Raw genomic sequence first — 16,544 nt, forward strand, 5'->3', positions numbered from 1 at the left:
AAAGGGGGTGGCCCCAACCCCGGGCATCCGCCGGGGCAAGTGACGAGGGGCGGGACTCCCCTGGGGACGGGGGACTTCGGGTGGTGGCGGCCCGACCCCCCCCACCGGCCGGCCCGGTCAGGTGATGTCGATCGTCGCGCCCAGGTTGTTCAGGCCGGTCGCCGCCTCCCAGGTGCCCTCGTTGGCGAGCCGGATCGCATAGTCCGGCCGGTTCGTCAGCAGCGGATCGGGCAGCTCCAGCAGCAGCTGATAGCGACCGGGCCGCACCGACGACGGCACCGTCACCGCCTGGTCGAGCGACGTGACCGCGCCGGCCGCCCAGGACCGCGGGTCGGTGTTCAGCGGGATGCGATAGGTCGCGGCGGAGGACCGCAGCACCAGGTTGACCGCCCGCGGGTTGTAGGGCGCCGCGTATCCCTCGTTGCGGATCCCGATGGTCACCCGCAGAGACCCGCCGCGGGCAGCCGACCCCGGGTACGTCCCGTCCGTCAGCACCAGCCGATAGCCGAGCCGGCGCTGGATGTCCGTCATGCAGCCGCCCGCGGTGAAGCCGGCCAGCACGTCCGGGTGGTAGTCGATGTTCAGATAGGACCAGTGGAACCCGGCCAGCTCGGCGGTCGCCGTCGGGCACTGCGAACGCGGCGGGTTCACGTTGCAGGTCTCGCCGCCCATCGGCACGAACGTGGTGTCCTGCTGCAGATAGGGATACTCGACCGCCGGGTTCTCATAGGTGCCGTAGTCGTCGGGGCTGGCCAGGAAGCAGTCGTTGTGGTGGCCGATCCGCGGCACCCGCCCGGTGCCGTACATCGTGCGCTTGAACTTCGGGGTGCGCAGCTGGATGGCGCGCGAGGCGGGCAGCACCGCGAGCAGCTTGTCGGTGACCGCCTTGCGATTCGCCCAGTCCTGCGGCGAGATCACGCCCTCGTCGCCGAAGTTCCGGGTGTCCCACCACTCGCCCCAGGTGCCGATCAGGCCGGCCTGCAGCACCGCGATCACATCCTCGTTGCCCCGCAGATAGGGCGCCAGCTGGTCGAGATGCGCGAGCACCCGATCCCAGGTCGCGTCCGCGTCGTCGGTGGACGTGTAGGCGAACCGCAGCACCGCCTTCAACCCGGCCGCCCGCACCACGGCGAGCTGCTCCTGCAGCTGGGTGAGCGCGGCCGCGCTGATCGGGCTCGTCCGGAACTGCTCGAGGTAGAAGATGCACATCACCAGCGAGATGTGTTGCGTCGTCCGATATCCGCGCAGCGTCGCCTCGTCGAAGTCGTTCGCGTCGCAGTTGCCGGTGTGGTGATAGAAGCCGCGCTCCGGATTGGCGAAGACGGCGCCGGTCGGCGGATAGGCCACCCGGGTCGGCGCGGGAGCGCACAACGGCGACCCGGTCAGCAGAGTCGCGGCGAGTGCCAGGACGGCGATCAACTTCATTGCCTCACCCCTTGATTCCGGTCTGCGCGATGCCCTGAATGAACTGGCGTTGCAGAAAGACGAAAACCGCGATGACGGGTACGGAGGCCAGCAGCGAACCGGCCATCAGCACCGGATAGTCGGTCTGGTATTCCCCCTGCAGCGAGGCCAGCCCCGCGGAGAGGGTCATCCGGCTCGGGTCGTTGTTGACCACGAGCGGCCAGAACAGGTCGTTCCAGGACCACAGCAGCACCAGCACGGCCAGCGCCACCAACCCGGGCCGGGCCAGCGGCAGCACGATGGACCAGTAGATGCGGACCGGCCCGGCGCCGTCGAGCCGGGCGGCCTCCTCGAGCTCCGGCGGCAACCCGAGGAAGAACTGCCGCAGCAGGAACACCCCGAACGCGCTGAACAGCCCCGGCACGATCAGCGCCGGCAACGTGTTCAGCCAGCCGAGCGACGCGATGATCTGGTACTGCGGAATGATGAACAGCTGTGGCGGCACCATCAGCACGGACAGGAACACGCCGAAGATGAGCTTCCGTCCGGGGAACCGCAGCCGCGCGAAGGCATACGCCGCCATCGAGCAGAAGAGCACCTGACCCGCGGTACGCGCCACGGCGGTGAGAGCGGTGTTGAGAAACTGCGTCCCGAACGGCAGCAGCTCGAAGACCCGCCCGTAGTTGGTCCAGCGGCCCTCGGGCAACAGGCGTGGCGGCACCGCGGTGGCGGCGCTGAGCGAGTTGAGCGACGTGACGATCTGCCACACGAACGGCGTCACCATCACCAGCGACGCGGCGATCAGCACCGTGTGCAGGGCGATGCGGGGCAGCCGCTCACGCATAGTGCACCCACCGGCGCTGCAGGCGGAACTGGATCGCGGTGAGCGCCACGATGAACAGCAGCAGGGCGATCACGATCGCGGCCGCGTACCCTCGGTCGTTGGTCACGAAGGCCCGGTCGTAGAAGAGCTGGACCACCGTCTGCAGGCGGGGATAAGCGGGGTTGGCCCGCGCCGAGGCGCCGGAGCCGGCGATGACGAAGACCAGGTCGAAGAGTTGGAGTGAGCCGATCACCGAGACCACCGACACGAAGAACGCGGTGGGCGACAGCAGCGGCAGGGTGATCCGGAAGAACTGCCGCACCGGCCCGGCGCCGTCGATCGCGGCCGCGTCGTAGAGTTCCGCCGGGATCGCCTGCATGCCGGCCAGAAAGATGACCAGGTTGTAGCCGACGCTGCTCCACACGCCGATCACCACGAGCGCGTAGAGCGCGGTGTCCGGATCCGAGATCCAGTTGGGACCGTCGACGCCGACCAGCGCCAGCAGGTGGTTGATCAGGCCGTAATCGCCGTTGTAGAGCCAGCGCCAGACCATCGCGACCGCCACCGGCATGGTGACCACCGGCAGGAAGAACAGGGTGCGATAGACGCCGGCGCCGCGCATCTTCCGATTGAGCAGTGCCGCGAACACGATCGCGAGGGGGATCGCGATCAACCCCAGAGCCGTGTACGAGACGGTGTTGACGAACGCCCGCAGAACCTCCGCATCGCCGATCAGCCGCCGGTAGTTGTCCAGCCCCGACCAGGTGTGCCCACCGAACGCGCCCCACTCGGTGAACGAGAAGTAGGCGGTCTGCAGCACCGGCCACAGGTAGAACACGAGCAGGCCGAGCGCGGTGGGTGCGATGAACGCGTACCCCCACAGCGCCTCGGTGACGCGGTCCTTCCTCATTCCTTGGCCAGGAGCTCGTTCATCGCCTTGGCGAGCTCGGCCGCCGCCTGGTCCACCGGCTGCTCGCCGTTCCACGCCTTGGTGAGATGGGTGAGTTCGGCCTCGTTCCAGGCGGCCGTGTTCTTCGAGACGGGGTAGGGGACCGCATAGGAGACCGCGTCCAGGAAGGTCTGCAACTTCACCTCCGGATGCGCGGCCACCCAGGCGCCCTGCGTCCCCGCGTACGCCGGAATGGGTCCTTTCTTGCCGAGGATGTCCGCGGCCGGCTTGGAGCCCAGGAACTTGACGAACTCCCATGCCTGCTCGGGATGCTTCGTCTTGGCGCCGACCACGTTCGCGACCCCGTGGATGACGGTGGCCCGCTTCTCGCCCCTGGGCAGCGGCGCCACGTCCACCTTGTCCCGGGTGTAGTCGTTCTTGCTGAACTCCGAGATGTTCCAGGACCCGCCCCAGTACATCGCGACCTTGCCGGCCTCGAAGAGCTGGATCGGCGCGGTGTCGGTCATCGTCTTGAGGTCGGGGGAGTGTTTCGCGGCGATCAGATCGGTCCAGAACTTCAGCCCGGCGATCGTCTTCGGGTCGTCGTAGCCGGACCTCTTCCCGTCCGGCGTGAGCACGAAGCCGCCGGCCTGCGCGATCGTGTCGTATTGGTATTCCTGGAAGCTGGTCAGTGGCGCGGCGGTGCCGAAGACGCCGGTCGCCGGATCGGTCAGCTTCGCCGCGGCGTCCTGGAAGTCGGCCCAGGCCCAGTCGTCGCTGGGATAGGGCACCTTCTTGGCGTCGAAGAGCTTCTTGTTGTACCAGACGCCGACCGTGTCCATGTCCTTCGGCAGACCGTAGGGCTTGCCCTCGAACGTGTAGAGGTCGGCCAGCGGCTGGGGATAGACCGACATGTCGACCTGCTCGGGATTGGGCCGGATCACCCCGTTGGACGCGTAGAGCTGGAAGTTGGGCCCGTTCATCCAGAACACGTCCGGCGCCGCGCCGCCGGTGACCGCCGCCTTCATCTTGGTCCAGTAGCCCTCCCACGGGGTGACCTGGACGTCGATCGCGATGTCCGGGTGGGTGCGGGTGAACTCGGCGGCCAGGTCCTGCATGGCCGGTTGCTGATAGACGTCCCACACCCCGTAGGAGAGCGTCACCTTGCCGCCCGGCTCGTCGTCACCGCCCCCGCCGGAGCAGCCGGTGAGCACCAGGGACAGGGCGAGGACGGCGGTGAACTTTCGCATCCGTGGCTCCCGACGGGTCGACGTCTGCCAATATCATGGGGTCCACGAAAATTAATGCACGTGATGAGCCGCTGACAAGAGTCAGGAGCGAGCGAACTTCTCCACCGGGGCCAGACCGGTCCCGGCGCCCATCGCCGTGCTCACGTGGTCGAGCGCCAGCTTGGCCGCGCCCAGCGCGACCCCCTCGTCGGCCAGCGTCGACACCCGGATCTCCGGGGTGCGCAGGCACCAGCGGTCCAGTTCCCGCCGCAACGGCTCGATCATCAGGTCGGCCGAGCGGGAGAAGCCGCCGCCGATCACCACCAGCTCCGGATCCAGCGTGAGCACCAGCGCGGAGACGCCGATCGCCAGGTCCTTCACATAGCGCCGGATGGCCGCGAGCGCCCGCCGGTCGCCGTCGTGGGCGGCGGCGAAGATGTCCCCGCCGGTCGGCCAGGCGCTCAGGTGGCCAGGCGCCTTCATCCAGCCCGCGGCGGGCAGCGCGCCGATCTCGCCGGCCGCGTTCGCGAAGCCGCGGTGCAGCCTGCCGCCGATGATCAGACCGGCGCCGGTGCGCAGCCCGGAGAGGATGAAGACCAGGTCGGAGGCGTGCCGGGCGACGCCGCGCCAGGTCTCCGCCAGGGCCGCGAGCTTGCTGTCGTTCTCCACCAGCACCGGGCCGCGAACCCGGCGGGAGACGTGTGCGGCCAGGTCGACCCCGGTCCACTCGGGCAGCGCCTCGGAGAGCATCACCCGGCCGGCCCGGTCGACCAGGCCGGTGGTGGCGACCCCGGTCGCCCACAACGCGTCGCCGGCGCCGCCCAGCACGCCGCTGATCGCCCGGTCGGTGGCCCGCAGGCGCTCGGCCCGGCCCATCTCCGGCGTGACCTCGACCCGGTGGCTGTGCAGCACCGTGCCGTCCAGGTCGGTGACCAGGGCGAGCACCTTGTGCCCGCCGATGTCCACGCCGAGCAGCCGGCCGGCGTCGGCGCGGAAGCGGTAGCGCCGGGCGGGCCGGCCGACGCCACCCGCGGACGGCTCGACCTCCTGCACCCAGCCCAGGTCGAGCAGTTCGCGCACCACGTCCTCGGTCGACGCCCGGGAAAGCCCGGTGCTGCGAGACAGCTCGGTCAGGGTCATCGGCGGCCGGTCGCGCAGCGCGCCCATCGCGGTCAGCGCGTTGAGGTGCCGCAGCCGGGACAGGTCTCCGCCGGTGACGTGCGTGGTCATGGCGTAACTTTAGAGGGACTGCGTGTTAATCCGGCCGAGGGGGATGCCATGTCTGCGGTCACGTTAGCGCTCGTCGGGGCCGGGCTTCGCGGGCTGGCCTATGCGCGGCACGCCGTGCGTACCGGATCAGGGTTTGTGGTCGCGGTCGCCGAGCCGGACCGGCATCGCCGGGAGAGCGCCGCCGCGGAGTTCGGCGTCGAGCCCGGCCGCGTCTTCGAGAGCTGGACCGAGCTGACCGCCGAGCCGCGCCTCGCCGACGCCGCGATCGTCGCGACCCAGGACCGGATGCACCGCGACCCGGCGGTGCGGCTCGCCGACCTCGGCTACCACCTGCTGCTGGAGAAGCCGATGGCGCCGACCGAGGAGGACGCCACCGCGATCGCCGACGCCGCCGAGCGCAACAAGGTGATGGTCGCGGTCTGCCACGTGCTGCGCTACACGGCCTACACGCGGATGCTCAAGCGGCTGCTCGATGAGGGGCGGATCGGCCGGTTGGTCAGCGTGCAGCATCTCGAGCCGGTGGGCTGGTGGCATCACGCGCATTCGTTCGTGCGCGGCAACTGGAGCCGCGAGCAGGAGTCCGGGCCACTGCTGCTGACGAAGTGCTGCCACGACATCGACTGGCTGATCCACCTCTTCGGTTCTCCGCCGGAGCGGGTCAGCTCGTTCGGCAGCCTCTCGCACTTCAAGCCGTCCGAGGCCCCGCCCGGCGCCACCGACCGCTGCCTGGACTGCCCGGTCGAGCCGACCTGCCCCTATTCGGCCAAGCGGCTCTATCTCGACGCCGTCGCCGACCCGGACCAGCATTTCTGGCCGCTCGGCGCGGTGACCTCCACGCCCACCGAGGAGGCGGTGCTGGAGGCGTTGCGCACCGGGCCCTACGGTCGCTGCGTCTATCACGCCGGCAACGACGTGGTGGATCACCAGGTGGTGAACATGGAGTTCGCCGACGGGGCGACGTGTTCGTTCACGGTGAGCGCCTTCACCAAGATGGAGTTCCGCCACACCCGGTTGATGGGCACCCACGGACATCTCGAGGGCGACGGCCGGACCGTGCGCTATCTCGACTTCCGCACCGGCGCGGAGGAGACCTTCGACTCGGCCGCCGAGGGTGGTCCCTCGGCGGCGGACGGGCACGGCGGCGGCGATGAGGCCCTCACCGAGGCCTTCACCGCCGCCGTCGCGGCCGGCGATCCCACACTGCTGACCTCCGACGCGGCCCAAAGTCTGGCCACCCACCGCGTCGTCTGGGCGGCCGAGCGCGCCCGCGTCAACTCGGAGATCGTCCGTCTCTGATCCTCAGTAGACGTAGGGCCAGTTGGCCGAGTCCCAGCCGAGCAGGTTGATGCCCAGCCGCGCCGAGCCGTTGTTCGCGTAGTAGTGGTACCAGAGCACATCGCCGTCGATCGCCTGATGGCCCGGTCCGTGGATGCTGTCGTGCGAGGCGAGCACCTGCGTGCCACCACCGGAGTTCAGCTGCACGCCGTTGCGGTCCACATAGGGCCCGGTGACGCTGGTCGACCGGCCCACCATGATGCGGTAGGTGCTGGCCGCGCCCTGGCAGCAGCGATCGAACGACACCCACAGGTAGTAGTAGGACCCGCGCTGGGTGATCACCGGCGCCTCGATCGCGCCGCCGCCGCGCCCCGCGATGCCGCGGATCGTGCCGTCCAGCCGCTTGCCGGTGGACGGGTTCAGCTCGACCAGCTTGATGCCCGACCAGAACGATCCGAAGCTCAGCCACCAGCGCCCGGCCGAGTCGACGAACAGGTTCGGGTCGATCGCGTTCCAGTTGTCCGAGGTCCGCGACTCGATCACCAGACCCTGGTTGGTCCAGCTGCCGGACGCGCCGGTGGTGCTGGTGGCCAGGAAGATCGCGGACCGGTTCGAGCCGAACGTGGACGCCGAGTAGAACATGACGTAGCGCCCGTTGCGGTAGGAGAGGTCCGGCGCCCACAGATTGCGGCTGCCCCCGGTGTAGGGCGTGGTCCACGACGCGCCGCCGGGGAAGACGGACCCCGCATTGCGGAAGGCGATCCGATCATCGGACGTCTTGAGCGCGATGTTGTCACCGGTGTGCGCGACCAGATATCCACCGGTGGGCCGCCGCACGACGGTCGGATCGTGCACGTTGATGTCACCGGTGACGAGCCCGGGATCGGGATAGGCGGCGGGCGCGACCGCCGCGGTGGCGCCGGCCGGTGAGATGGGCACGGCGATGGCCGTGAGCAGCAACGACGCGAGGACGGCGACGCTGCGCAGACGAGGGACGGGCGATGGCATGACGTTCCCTTGGTCGCTGGGGATGACCGCCCTGGGGGAGGCGGGCTGACCCAGGGATGCTCTCCCCGGACAACGACAAGCGTCAATGAGTTGCAGTGATTTGCAGTTTCTCTATCAAGACCGGCGCATTCTCAATTCAAGAATCACATTCATTTCCCGGCTGATCATTCGGCCACCCTGCGCTCCTCCCGGGGAGACCGGTCGGCCGCGGGGCGGCCTCCCTGCCAGGCGGTGCCCACCCACCCTTTCAACCGCTTTCAGCCGAGCAGGGCCTTCAGGTTGGTGAGGCTGCTGATCAGGGCGGACGTGTACATCGCGATGCGGCCGGCCCACTTGACCACGGCCGAGGTGATCTGGGCCGCGATGTAGGGAATGGTGACCACGAAGATCGCCTCGGCGGCCCAGACGATGACCCGGGCGACCAGGTCGGCGATCAGGTCCCGGACGATCTCGCGGGTGAACTGGACCAGGTTGCCGGCCGCCTGGGTGGCCGCCGCCATGCCCGCGGCGATCGCGCCCAGGCCGCCGATCGCGTCCACGTTGTGGCCCATCATCGTCGTGTATGCCTCGGCCGCCGAACCGTGCCAGTCGGGCAGGTCGGCATTGAGGCTGTTGCCCAGCTGGGTGGACATGTCACTCAGCTCGGAGGCCATGTTCTGCCAGGTCGCGGCGTGCGAGGCCACCGCGTCGGGGTTGCCCGCCAGCTCGTCGAGCATGTGCCGCAGCGGCTCGAAGTATTCCATCGCCCAGCCCAGGCCGTTGGCCAGCAACGCGCTGATCGGGTCGAGCGCGCTCGCCACCACCTCGACCGCGAACGCGCCGCCGGCCAGCAGGTCGTCGACCCAGCCGTCGCTCTCGATCGCCTGGACCAGCCCCTGGAAGCTGTCCGCCAGCCCCGAGCCGGTCCACGGCTCCCGCGTCGAGACGACGCCGGCGACCAGGGAGTTGTCGGTCATTTCCCGAGCCCTTCGCCGGACTTGCGGATGCGGTCGCGGGCGGACGCGTCGACCTCCTCATAGACCTTGGCCACCGACGACACCGCGTCGGCGGCCAGCGAGAGGTTTTCCTCGACATAGGCCATCAGGCTGTCCTGCCGCTGGTGCCGCCCCTCGAGGACGGCGGGCAGCCAGGCGCACAGCAGCCCATAGGCCCCGGAGTCTCCCGAGATGTGCGCGCTGGCGCCCTTGACCGCACCGAACCGCCCGCGGACCGCCTCCAGGTTGCCGACGTGCCGGCGCAGCTGCGCCGGGTCGACCAGGAATCCCTCAGCCATCGCCGCTATGCCCCGTATCTCTCGTCGAACCCGTCCCGCCGGACCGGCTCGGCGGGCGCCGGCGGCTCGGCCGTGCGCAACCGCTCGCCGACCTGGGCGGCGATCGCCCGCGCGGCCGGCGACTCGGTGCCGACCGTGTCCGCGATGATCTCCTGGGCCTGATCGGCGGTCTTGCGCCGGGCCTGCTGGATGGTCTTCATGATCACTCGGCCGACGTCCTCGGGCTCGATCTGCTGGATCCGCCGCCCCAGCCGGATGTCCACCAGCGCGCCCTGCGCGTCGACGGTGACCTTGACCATCCGGGTCTCGTCCTCGGCGGACACCTGCAGCGTGGCGAGCCGGTCACTCATCGCCTTGGTGTCGGCGGCGAGCTGGTCGATCCGCCCTTTCCAGGCCGCCAGCCGCTCGGTGGCCTGCCCCGGCTCCAAGATCGCGTCGCCATCACCGATGCCGGTCGTCATGTCAAATCCCCGCTCACGATCACTGACGTCGATCGGTCATCCTACCGAGCCCCAGCCATCCGCGATGTCCTCGTCCCCCGCGCCTTAGCTGGCCACCAGCGATCCTGCCGATGCCTTACCAGGACCCCGCACTTGCGGATGAACAGCAACCAGTTGCCGGTCAGGACGAATGCCACGTCCTCCGGCCTGCTGCCGAGGCTCCGGGAGGACCCGCTGCGCGATCTCCACGGCCGGTGTCGGGGCGAGCCGGTACTCGGTCGCCAGGCGCCCGTCCTTGTCGTCCCTCAATGAGCTGGTTGGCGGCCGGGTAGCTGGCCCACCAAGTGTCCTTGCGGTGCTTGACGAGCACGCCGCCGAGCCGGCTGAACAGCAGGAAGTCGCCGTTGAGGTTGAACACCGCGTCCTCCGGCCCGGTGTCCAGGACCCGGCGGACGACGGTCAGCATGTTGGTCAAAGCCCGATGCGTGTCGACGTTCTTCTCCATCTGGAACGACAGCATCATGTGTTGCTCCGGCTGCCACTCCCAGACGCCGTCGTCCGTGGCGAGGTCGAAGTAGCCCCGCTTCCGGCCAAGCACGGACACTGCGAGCCCGTGCTGTTCCCAGAGGCCGGCCGAGAGCAGGGGCGGCGTCCCGGTCGGCCGCTCGGCCGGGATGGGGAAGGCCCGCTCGGCGATACGCTCGATGGTCGTCTCACCCGCCAGCACCAGGTTGTACTCGATGGCCATGTCAGCCCGGGATCAGCGGCGCGGCGAAGGCGTAGGAGGTCCACCATTTGTCGCGGCGATGCTTGCGGACCACGCCGCCGAGCCGGGTGAACAGCAGCCAGTTCCCGTTGAGGACGAACGATGCGTCCTCCGGCCCGGTGTCCAGCAGGCGCCGCACGATCGTCAGCATGGCGGTCACCGACAGCTCAGGGTCGGCGCCGTTGTCCATTCGGAAGATCACGGACACGTGGGCGGGCAGCTCCAGCTCCCAGTGACCATCATCCGATTCGGCGTCCATGTATCCGTTCTGCCGGGTCAGGAAGGTGATCGCGAAGCCGTAGCGGTCGTGCAGGCCGACCGACAGCATCCGCCCGGGCTTGGTCGGACGCTCCTGCGGGTCGGGGAGCGCCCGTGCGGCCACCTCCTGGATCGGGGTGCTCCCGGCAAGCGTCAGCCGGTACTCAGTCGCCATGCTTCACTCTCTCACTCTGTTCGATCTTGCGGTGCTACGGGACGATCTGGACGATCTGGCCATCCGGCAGGACTGCCTTCACCTCTTTGAGATTCTCGATCGGCCAATCCTCGAACTGCTTGCGCAGGTCCGGCACGTTGCCGCCCCAATCCTCCAGGTCAACCACCACTCGCTGGGTCTGTTCAGCGTCGATCTTGTCGTTGACTTCGGTCCAGACGCCGCGGACGTTCTTGGTCTCGCCCGGCGCGTAGCAGTCGAACACCCGGCCGTCGAGCAGATAGTCCGGATTCTTTTCGGGATCGCCCGTGTCGCCGGTCGCCGCCCGTGCTGCGGCGACCTCCGCTGGCGAAGGGTTCTGCTGAGTGTGGTGACCGCCGGCAGCGAGGAGTTGCGCCGCCGTGTTCTCTCGCATGAGAGAGCGTTGCACGTTGTCGTCCTGTTTCGGATCGATCTTCGTCGGCAGCCCTTCCGGGGTGCCGCCGAGCTCGCCCGTCGGCTGGGTGACCGAGTCGTCGGTCTGGCCTCCCGGCCTCGTGCCGGGTCCGCCGGTGCCGTCGCCGCCGGTGCCGCCGCGGCCGAGCTTCATCTCCGCGTCGACGGTGTTCTGCGCCGACGAGATGTTCTCCGCGCCGCCGCCCCCGCCGCGCGGGCGCCCGGGCCCGCCGCCGTCCGGGCCGTCGCCGTCGCCGCCGTTCCCCGGCCCTCTTGGTTTCGCCGTCATGCCCGCCCTACCCCGTTGACGTTGACCGCCGGAGCATAACGACCCAGCTCAATCCCCGGGGGGCCAGGAGCCGCGGCTAGAAGAGGCCGACCTTGAGGGCGCGCAGCGCGTAGTGCGAGCGGGACTTGACGGTGCCGACCGCGGCACCCCGAGCCCGGCGGCCACCTCCTCGGTCGAGCGCCGACGGGCGTCTCATGCTGCCTTCCCTGCCTTTGTCATTGGGGTCTGCTGGTAGAGCACGCCCTGCCAGACCCCGTTGCGGCGGGCATAGACGGTGGTGACGAAGACCTGACCGGTGGCCAGAGTCGCTCGGTATGTCACCACCCCGGCGTCAGGGCTGAGGACCATGATCTGGGTGTCGTCGATCCTCGAACTTTCGAACGGGACGCGGGGGGAGCCGAGCGTGGCGACGACGGCCGTTTTGTCGAAGACGCCTGCCGGGAGAATTGCCACGGCGTCGTCCGCAAGGTACCCACTGTAGAAGTCCTGATCCCGGTCCCGGGTGGCTGCGAGTGCTTGGTCTTTGAGGCTACGCAGCGTTTCCTCGATGTCCTCCTCCATTGGTGCTCCCATTCGTGTCGAGGCGTTGGGCGCGCGAGTTGTCATTCGCGGCCATGGTGCCACGTGCCTGTGACAAAACTGCGCCACCCGCACCCCGCCGAGGTCCGGGCGCAGTGTGCTGCCGGGTGTCGGAGGTCTCGCCGCCCGGGTCGAGCACCTGGTGCGGCGGCGTGTGACCATCTGTTCGAGGAGGCAGACATCATGAGCATCGTTGACATCCGGCTGATCGGCGACGAGGTGCTGCGGTCGAAGGCCGCGCCGGTCACCGACTTCGACGCCGAGCTCGCCAAGCTGGTGGAGGACCTGACCGAGACGCTCGAGTCGACCGGCGGCGCGGGCCTGGCCGCCCCGCAGCTCGGCGTCGGGCTGCGGGTCTTCGCGATCAGCCCGAAGATCTCCGGCGGCGAGATCGACCACCTGGTCAACCCGGTGCTCGAGTTCCCCGACGAGGAGGATCAGGACGGCCCCGAGGGCTGCCTGTCGATCCCGGGGGTCTATCTGGACACGCGGCGGCGCCGCAATGTGGTGGCCAAGGGTTACACGAAGCTCGGCGACCCGCTGCAGATCGTCGGGGAGGGCCTGCTCGCGCGCTGCATCCAGCACGAGACCGATCACCTCGACGGCGTGCTGTTCATCGACCGGCAGCGCCCCGAGCAGCGCGAGCGCCTGCTGGCCACGATCCGGGAGGCGGCCTGGTTCGAGGGCCTGCCGGCTCCCGAGGTGCGGGTGAGCCCGCACGGCTGAACAAACGCCGTCACCGGTCCACGGCAGCCCTGTCAGCCGACCGACAACGCTGCGTGACACCGCCCACTACGCTCGGCGAACAGCGGCCGGTGGGGGGCACCGATGGAACGCGAGCGACGAGTCCAGGACGAGACCACGACGACGAGCACGCCCGCGACCGCCGGCAACCCCGCGACGGCCGGCTGGGCGGCGCTGCAGCAGGCCGGCAACCGGGCGGTCGGCACGCTCGTCTCGCGGATGGCTTCCTATCCGCACGCGAGCGCGATCAGCAACGCCACCGGCCAGTCGGTGCCCGGCTCGGCGGTGCACGATCCGGCGGTCTGCCAGGACCGCGGCGTGCCCGCCTTCACCGACGGCATGGTGACCCACTTCGCCAGCCCGGCGCCGCCGGTGGGGGTCGCCGCGCACGAGGCGGCTCACCTGCTGCAGCACTCCGGCCGCACCAACGACCAGGGGCTGGGCGCCGAGCGGCACGCGCACGACGTCGCCGGCGCCGCGTCGGCCGGCCGGTCCGCCCGCGACCTGATCGGGGCCGGCGGCTCGGCGGTCGGCGCCGGGGTGCACGACTTCACCGAGTTCCCGCCGGACGCGCAGGCGGCGAGCGGCGAGTGGAAGGCGGGCGGCACGGCCCGGGTCGCCGACGAGGGCCGGATGGTGATCACCACCGCCGACAAGCACCTGGCCTTCGCCGATCCCGCGCTGATCACCGAAGCCAACGCGATCCTGCAGGCCAAGCAGTCGGGCGTGCGGATCGAGCCGGGCGGCGCGGGCCCGTCCGGGCAGGCGCCGGACGGCAGCGGCCCGAAGAGCACGGTCAAGGTCGAGTACAAGATCCTCTCCGATGAGGACAACGAGGAGTTCTACGCCGACTGCGGGGTCTCGGCCCGCGAGGTGCAGGGCGGCATGGGCACCGACACCCCGCCGAAGGGGATCTATCAGGACGCCGCCGGCAACCGGCAGGAGACCTCGCGCAGCAAGGACCCCGCGACCTTCCGGGACGAGATCTTCGTGGCCGGCGGGCTGGGACCCGACCGGGCCAGCGCGCACGCGGCGTACAACGCGCTGAGCGCCGCGGACAAGGACGCCTTCGACAAGAAGCACGGGATCAACGAGTACGCCGCTCCCGGCGTCGGCGAGGCCTTCACCCGGCGGCGCGACGACGAACAGGGTGGCAAGGGATACAACTTCCACTGGGGTGGGGTCATCATGGTGGCCGGCGGCGACCGGATGACCTTCGAGAACTACACCAAGGACCGCGGCTACAAGGCAACCGACGACGCCTGGTACTTCGCCATGTACGGCCCGCCGAGCAAGCCCGGCCAGACCTGGCACGAGCAGTGGCAGGGCGTCGGCGGGCCGGGCAAGGGCACCACGATGGCCGCGGCCACCAGCGCCGATCCCTCGCCGTTCATCCCCGGCAAGGCCGCGCTCAGCACGGCCGAACTGATCAAGAAGGCCGCCGCCTCGGCCGTCGAGGGCGAGAGGATGGCGATGCAGGGGGAGATCGCCAACCGCTGGATCAAGGTCACGGTGGTCGTCAAGAAGGCTCAGGAAGGACCGGACGACGTGTACGTGCAGGCGTCGCACAGCGGCCGGAAATATCGCACCGGGGAGGCCGAGATGGGCAGCGGCGCCAAGAACACGTTCTGGATCCCGCTGAGCGCGCTGGTCCCGGTCAACGGCAAGATCTCGGTGTCGGTCTGGGACCACGACACGCTGTCGGCGGACGACATGATCTCGATCGTGGACTTCGACGACCCGTACCAGCCGGCGGTCGACAACCGGCCGTGGGACGACGCGGTGTACAACACCACCGTGGAGTTCGACCGATGAGCGGGGCGCTGCCGGTGTGCACCACGATGGCCGAGTGCCGGGCGCACGACGGGGAGCGGGTCGAGGTCGTGGGCACGTACACGGTGTGGGATCCGATTCCCTATCGGCCCGACGGCCTGCCGCCGCCGTGGCAGGTACTCATCGCGGTCGAGCCGGACGGCGACGGCCCGTTCCTCGGCGCCTGGGGCCGGCCGGACCACCGCCGCGACCAGGCCGAGATCGCCGAGCTGGCGGGCCGGCGGGTGCGGGTGACCGGCACCTTCCGTGCCGAGATGCCACCGCACCCCACCGACCCGCCGGAGGCCGCCTCGCTCGGTGGCACGTGCGTCCACCCGATCGAGGCGATCGAGGCTCTCTAGCGGGCCCGCGCCAGCTCGACCGGTTCCGGCGGCAGGTCGTCGACGCCGGCCGCGACCGCCTCGTCGTGCCGGCGGCGGGCCGACGGCACGATCAGCGCGCCCGCCACGGCCAGCACCGCTACGATCGCGCAGACCAGGAAGCCGGTGCTGAACGCGTCGTCCGCCGGCAGCCCCTGCGGCGTGCTCTTCGACGTGATGACGGCGGCGATCACCGCCGTGCCGATGCTGCTGCCGATGGTCCGGGCGATCGCGTTCACGCTGCTCGCCTCGCCGGTCTGGGCGGCCGGGACGCTCGCGATGATGGCGTTGGACATGCCCGCGAAGGCCAGGCCGATGCCGGCGCCGGTGAAGACGCCGGAGACCACGATCTGCCAGAGGGCGCCGTGCGCGACGGCGGGCAGGGCGAACGCGATGGTGACCGAGGCCGTGCCCAGCAGCATCGGGAGCTTGGGGCCGTAGCGGCGGTCCAGCAGGCCGGCCAGCGGTCCGAAGACCATCATGGACAGCGTGGTGGGCAGCAGGAACAGGCCGGCCTCGGAGACCGTCTGGCCGAATCCGTAGCCGGTGGCGGCGGGCAGTTGCAGCAGCGTCGGGATGAGCACGAAGGTGCCGAACATCGCGAAGCCGAGCACCAGCGCGACCAGGTCGGTGGCCCAGACGCCACGGATCCGCATCAGGCGCATGTCGATGAGCGGTTCGCGTACCCGAGACTCCACCGCGACGAAGACGACCAGAGCGACCATTCCCACGCCGAGCAGGACGATCGTCCGCGCGGCGCCCCAGCCCCACTGCTGTCCCTTGCTGATCGCCAGCAGCAGCGAGACCAGCGACACCGAGAGGATGCCGGCGCCGGCCAGGTCGAGGCGGCCGGGCTTGCGGATCGACGACTCGGGCATCCCGAAGATCGCGCCGGCCAGGGCGACCGCCACCAGCACCAGCGGCAGCCAGAAGAGCCAGTGCCAGGACAGGTGCTCGACGATCGGGCCGGCGGCCACGATGCCCACGCCGGCGCCGATGCCGAAGATCGCGGAGAGCAGGCCGACGGTGACGCTGACCCGCTCGCGCGGGAGGAAGTCGCGGACCAGGCCGATGGAGAGCGGCATGATGGCGCCGGCCGCGCCCTGCAGCGCGCGGGCCACGATCAGCACGGCCAGATTGGGCGCGAGGCCGGCGAGCACGGTGCCGGCGGCGAGCAGGATCAGCACGGCGACCAGCACGCGGCGCTTGCCGACCATGTCGCCGAGACGTCCGAGGATCGGCGTCAGCACGGACGCCGACAACAGGTACGCCGTGAGCACCCAGCTGATGTCGCTGGTGGACGCCTCCAGGTCGGTCGCGATCGTGCCGAGCGCCGGCGCGACCAGCGACTGCAGCACCGCGAACGCCAGGCCACCGAGCGACAGATAGAGCACGAGCAGGGCGCCGTTGGGCTTCTTCGACTGGGTCGTCGTCTCGGTCATCGTGATCCCGGGGTTGGATGTAAACATCTGCTGACTTGGTCCAGTATCGGGGTCGCGGCGGCTAAGTCAACAATGGTTTACATCACACCGAGTAAT

At 69.8% G+C, this 16,544-nt stretch carries 18 protein-coding genes; 4 read left to right on the forward strand and 14 right to left on the reverse strand.

What is annotated here, in order from left to right:
• Positions 1–117: 117 nt before the first annotated feature.
• From ACZ6TI_RS33260 to ACZ6TI_RS33280, 5 genes are all read right to left on the reverse strand, one after another.
• On the reverse strand, positions 118–1,425 hold the full coding sequence (locus ACZ6TI_RS33260) for a DUF4832 domain-containing protein (RefSeq protein WP_465349157.1): 1,308 nt from the start codon (positions 1,423–1,425) through the stop codon (positions 118–120).
• 4 nt (positions 1,426–1,429) lie between these two features.
• The gene (locus ACZ6TI_RS33265) at positions 1,430–2,248 is read right to left on the reverse strand and encodes a carbohydrate ABC transporter permease (RefSeq protein WP_465349158.1); all 819 of its coding nucleotides are present in this window, start codon (positions 2,246–2,248) and stop codon (positions 1,430–1,432) included.
• On the reverse strand, positions 2,241–3,137 hold the full coding sequence (locus tag ACZ6TI_RS33270; RefSeq protein WP_465349159.1) for a carbohydrate ABC transporter permease: 897 nt from the start codon (positions 3,135–3,137) through the stop codon (positions 2,241–2,243). The genes ACZ6TI_RS33265 and ACZ6TI_RS33270 overlap by 8 nt, the downstream gene beginning before the upstream one ends.
• Positions 3,134–4,366 (reverse strand): ABC transporter substrate-binding protein, encoded by a 1,233-nt coding sequence (locus ACZ6TI_RS33275; protein WP_465349160.1) that lies wholly within the window; start codon positions 4,364–4,366, stop codon positions 3,134–3,136. Before ACZ6TI_RS33275 ends, ACZ6TI_RS33270 begins: the two co-directional genes overlap by 4 nt.
• An 81-nt stretch (positions 4,367–4,447) precedes the next feature.
• Complete coding sequence (locus tag ACZ6TI_RS33280) at positions 4,448–5,575, reverse strand: ROK family protein (protein WP_465349161.1); 1,128 nt, start codon at positions 5,573–5,575, stop codon at positions 4,448–4,450.
• 48 nt (positions 5,576–5,623) lie between these two features.
• On the opposite strand from ACZ6TI_RS33280, the gene ACZ6TI_RS33285 reads away from it, so the two are divergent.
• Positions 5,624–6,871: a Gfo/Idh/MocA family protein gene (locus ACZ6TI_RS33285; protein WP_465349162.1), complete on the forward strand. Its 1,248-nt coding sequence runs from the start codon at positions 5,624–5,626 to the stop codon at positions 6,869–6,871.
• 3 nt (positions 6,872–6,874) lie between these two features.
• Here the strand turns inward: ACZ6TI_RS33285 and ACZ6TI_RS33290 are convergent, their stop codons facing one another.
• The 8 genes from ACZ6TI_RS33290 to ACZ6TI_RS33325 all read right to left on the reverse strand — a co-directional run bounded on the left by ACZ6TI_RS33290 (position 6,875) and on the right by ACZ6TI_RS33325 (position 12,052).
• Entirely contained in the window at positions 6,875–7,858 is a 984-nt protein-coding gene (locus ACZ6TI_RS33290) for an arabinan endo-1,5-alpha-L-arabinosidase (protein ID WP_465349163.1), read from the reverse strand.
• 257 nt (positions 7,859–8,115) lie between these two features.
• The gene (locus ACZ6TI_RS33295) at positions 8,116–8,814 is read right to left on the reverse strand and encodes a WXG100 family type VII secretion target (RefSeq protein WP_465349164.1); all 699 of its coding nucleotides are present in this window, start codon (positions 8,812–8,814) and stop codon (positions 8,116–8,118) included.
• Complete coding sequence (locus tag ACZ6TI_RS33300; RefSeq protein ID WP_465349165.1) at positions 8,811–9,131, reverse strand: hypothetical protein; 321 nt, start codon at positions 9,129–9,131, stop codon at positions 8,811–8,813. The genes ACZ6TI_RS33295 and ACZ6TI_RS33300 overlap by 4 nt, the downstream gene beginning before the upstream one ends.
• Before the next feature lie 5 nt (positions 9,132–9,136).
• Positions 9,137–9,592, reverse strand: coding sequence for a YbaB/EbfC family nucleoid-associated protein (locus tag ACZ6TI_RS33305; protein WP_465349166.1), 456 nt, complete (start codon positions 9,590–9,592; stop codon positions 9,137–9,139).
• Positions 9,593–9,752: 160 nt separating this feature from the next.
• Positions 9,753–10,319, reverse strand: coding sequence for a SitI3 family protein (locus tag ACZ6TI_RS33310; protein WP_465349167.1), 567 nt, complete (start codon positions 10,317–10,319; stop codon positions 9,753–9,755).
• A 1-nt stretch (position 10,320) separates the two neighbouring features.
• Positions 10,321–10,770 (reverse strand): SitI3 family protein, encoded by a 450-nt coding sequence (locus tag ACZ6TI_RS33315; RefSeq protein WP_465349168.1) that lies wholly within the window; start codon positions 10,768–10,770, stop codon positions 10,321–10,323.
• Positions 10,771–10,804: 34 nt separating this feature from the next.
• Positions 10,805–11,182 carry a CdiA C-terminal domain-containing protein gene (locus ACZ6TI_RS33320; RefSeq protein WP_465349228.1) on the reverse strand — a complete coding sequence of 126 codons (378 nt, stop codon included), beginning with the start codon at positions 11,180–11,182 and terminating at the stop codon, positions 10,805–10,807.
• 501 nt (positions 11,183–11,683) lie between these two features.
• Positions 11,684–12,052: a nuclear transport factor 2 family protein gene (locus tag ACZ6TI_RS33325; RefSeq protein WP_465349169.1), complete on the reverse strand. Its 369-nt coding sequence runs from the start codon at positions 12,050–12,052 to the stop codon at positions 11,684–11,686.
• A 201-nt stretch (positions 12,053–12,253) separates the two neighbouring features.
• On the opposite strand from ACZ6TI_RS33325, the gene def reads away from it, so the two are divergent.
• From def to ACZ6TI_RS33340, 3 genes are all read left to right on the forward strand, one after another.
• A complete protein-coding gene (gene def / locus ACZ6TI_RS33330) occupies positions 12,254–12,796 on the forward strand; it encodes a peptide deformylase (protein ID WP_465349170.1) in 543 nt (180 codons plus the stop codon).
• Between the two features lie 102 nt (positions 12,797–12,898).
• Positions 12,899–14,629: a hypothetical protein gene (locus ACZ6TI_RS33335; protein WP_465349171.1), complete on the forward strand. Its 1,731-nt coding sequence runs from the start codon at positions 12,899–12,901 to the stop codon at positions 14,627–14,629.
• Complete coding sequence (locus ACZ6TI_RS33340) at positions 14,626–14,988, forward strand: hypothetical protein (RefSeq protein WP_465349172.1); 363 nt, start codon at positions 14,626–14,628, stop codon at positions 14,986–14,988. Before ACZ6TI_RS33335 ends, ACZ6TI_RS33340 begins: the two co-directional genes overlap by 4 nt.
• Here ACZ6TI_RS33340 and ACZ6TI_RS33345 read toward each other — a convergent pair.
• Positions 14,985–16,448 carry an MFS transporter gene (locus tag ACZ6TI_RS33345; protein ID WP_465349173.1) on the reverse strand — a complete coding sequence of 488 codons (1,464 nt, stop codon included), beginning with the start codon at positions 16,446–16,448 and terminating at the stop codon, positions 14,985–14,987. The genes ACZ6TI_RS33340 and ACZ6TI_RS33345 overlap by 4 nt on opposite strands.
• Between the last annotated feature and the right edge of the window lie 96 nt (positions 16,449–16,544).

Source organism: Actinoplanes sp. NPDC051388 (assembly GCF_055586225.1).

What these genes read in the sequence shown, in the direction of transcription:
- ACZ6TI_RS33260 (WP_465349157.1), bottom strand. Translation starts at nt 1,425, where the DNA reads ATGAAGTTGATCGCCGTCCTGGCACTCGCCGCGACTCTGCTGACCGGG.
- ACZ6TI_RS33265 (WP_465349158.1), bottom strand. Translation starts at nt 2,248, where the DNA reads ATGCGTGAGCGGCTGCCCCGCATCGCCCTGCACACGGTGCTGATCGCC.
- ACZ6TI_RS33270 (WP_465349159.1), bottom strand. Translation starts at nt 3,137, where the DNA reads ATGAGGAAGGACCGCGTCACCGAGGCGCTGTGGGGGTACGCGTTCATC.
- ACZ6TI_RS33275 (WP_465349160.1), bottom strand. Translation starts at nt 4,366, where the DNA reads ATGCGAAAGTTCACCGCCGTCCTCGCCCTGTCCCTGGTGCTCACCGGC.
- ACZ6TI_RS33280 (WP_465349161.1), bottom strand. Translation starts at nt 5,575, where the DNA reads ATGACCACGCACGTCACCGGCGGAGACCTGTCCCGGCTGCGGCACCTC.
- ACZ6TI_RS33285 (WP_465349162.1), top strand. Translation starts at nt 5,624, where the DNA reads ATGTCTGCGGTCACGTTAGCGCTCGTCGGGGCCGGGCTTCGCGGGCTG.
- ACZ6TI_RS33290 (WP_465349163.1), bottom strand. Translation starts at nt 7,858, where the DNA reads ATGCCATCGCCCGTCCCTCGTCTGCGCAGCGTCGCCGTCCTCGCGTCG.
- ACZ6TI_RS33295 (WP_465349164.1), bottom strand. Translation starts at nt 8,814, where the DNA reads ATGACCGACAACTCCCTGGTCGCCGGCGTCGTCTCGACGCGGGAGCCG.
- ACZ6TI_RS33300 (WP_465349165.1), bottom strand. Translation starts at nt 9,131, where the DNA reads ATGGCTGAGGGATTCCTGGTCGACCCGGCGCAGCTGCGCCGGCACGTC.
- ACZ6TI_RS33305 (WP_465349166.1), bottom strand. Translation starts at nt 9,592, where the DNA reads ATGACGACCGGCATCGGTGATGGCGACGCGATCTTGGAGCCGGGGCAG.
- ACZ6TI_RS33310 (WP_465349167.1), bottom strand. Translation starts at nt 10,319, where the DNA reads ATGGCCATCGAGTACAACCTGGTGCTGGCGGGTGAGACGACCATCGAG.
- ACZ6TI_RS33315 (WP_465349168.1), bottom strand. Translation starts at nt 10,770, where the DNA reads ATGGCGACTGAGTACCGGCTGACGCTTGCCGGGAGCACCCCGATCCAG.
- ACZ6TI_RS33320 (WP_465349228.1), bottom strand. Translation starts at nt 11,182, where the DNA reads ATGCGAGAGAACACGGCGGCGCAACTCCTCGCTGCCGGCGGTCACCAC.
- ACZ6TI_RS33325 (WP_465349169.1), bottom strand. Translation starts at nt 12,052, where the DNA reads ATGGAGGAGGACATCGAGGAAACGCTGCGTAGCCTCAAAGACCAAGCA.
- def (WP_465349170.1), top strand. Translation starts at nt 12,254, where the DNA reads ATGAGCATCGTTGACATCCGGCTGATCGGCGACGAGGTGCTGCGGTCG.
- ACZ6TI_RS33335 (WP_465349171.1), top strand. Translation starts at nt 12,899, where the DNA reads ATGGAACGCGAGCGACGAGTCCAGGACGAGACCACGACGACGAGCACG.
- ACZ6TI_RS33340 (WP_465349172.1), top strand. Translation starts at nt 14,626, where the DNA reads ATGAGCGGGGCGCTGCCGGTGTGCACCACGATGGCCGAGTGCCGGGCG.
- ACZ6TI_RS33345 (WP_465349173.1), bottom strand. Translation starts at nt 16,448, where the DNA reads ATGACCGAGACGACGACCCAGTCGAAGAAGCCCAACGGCGCCCTGCTC.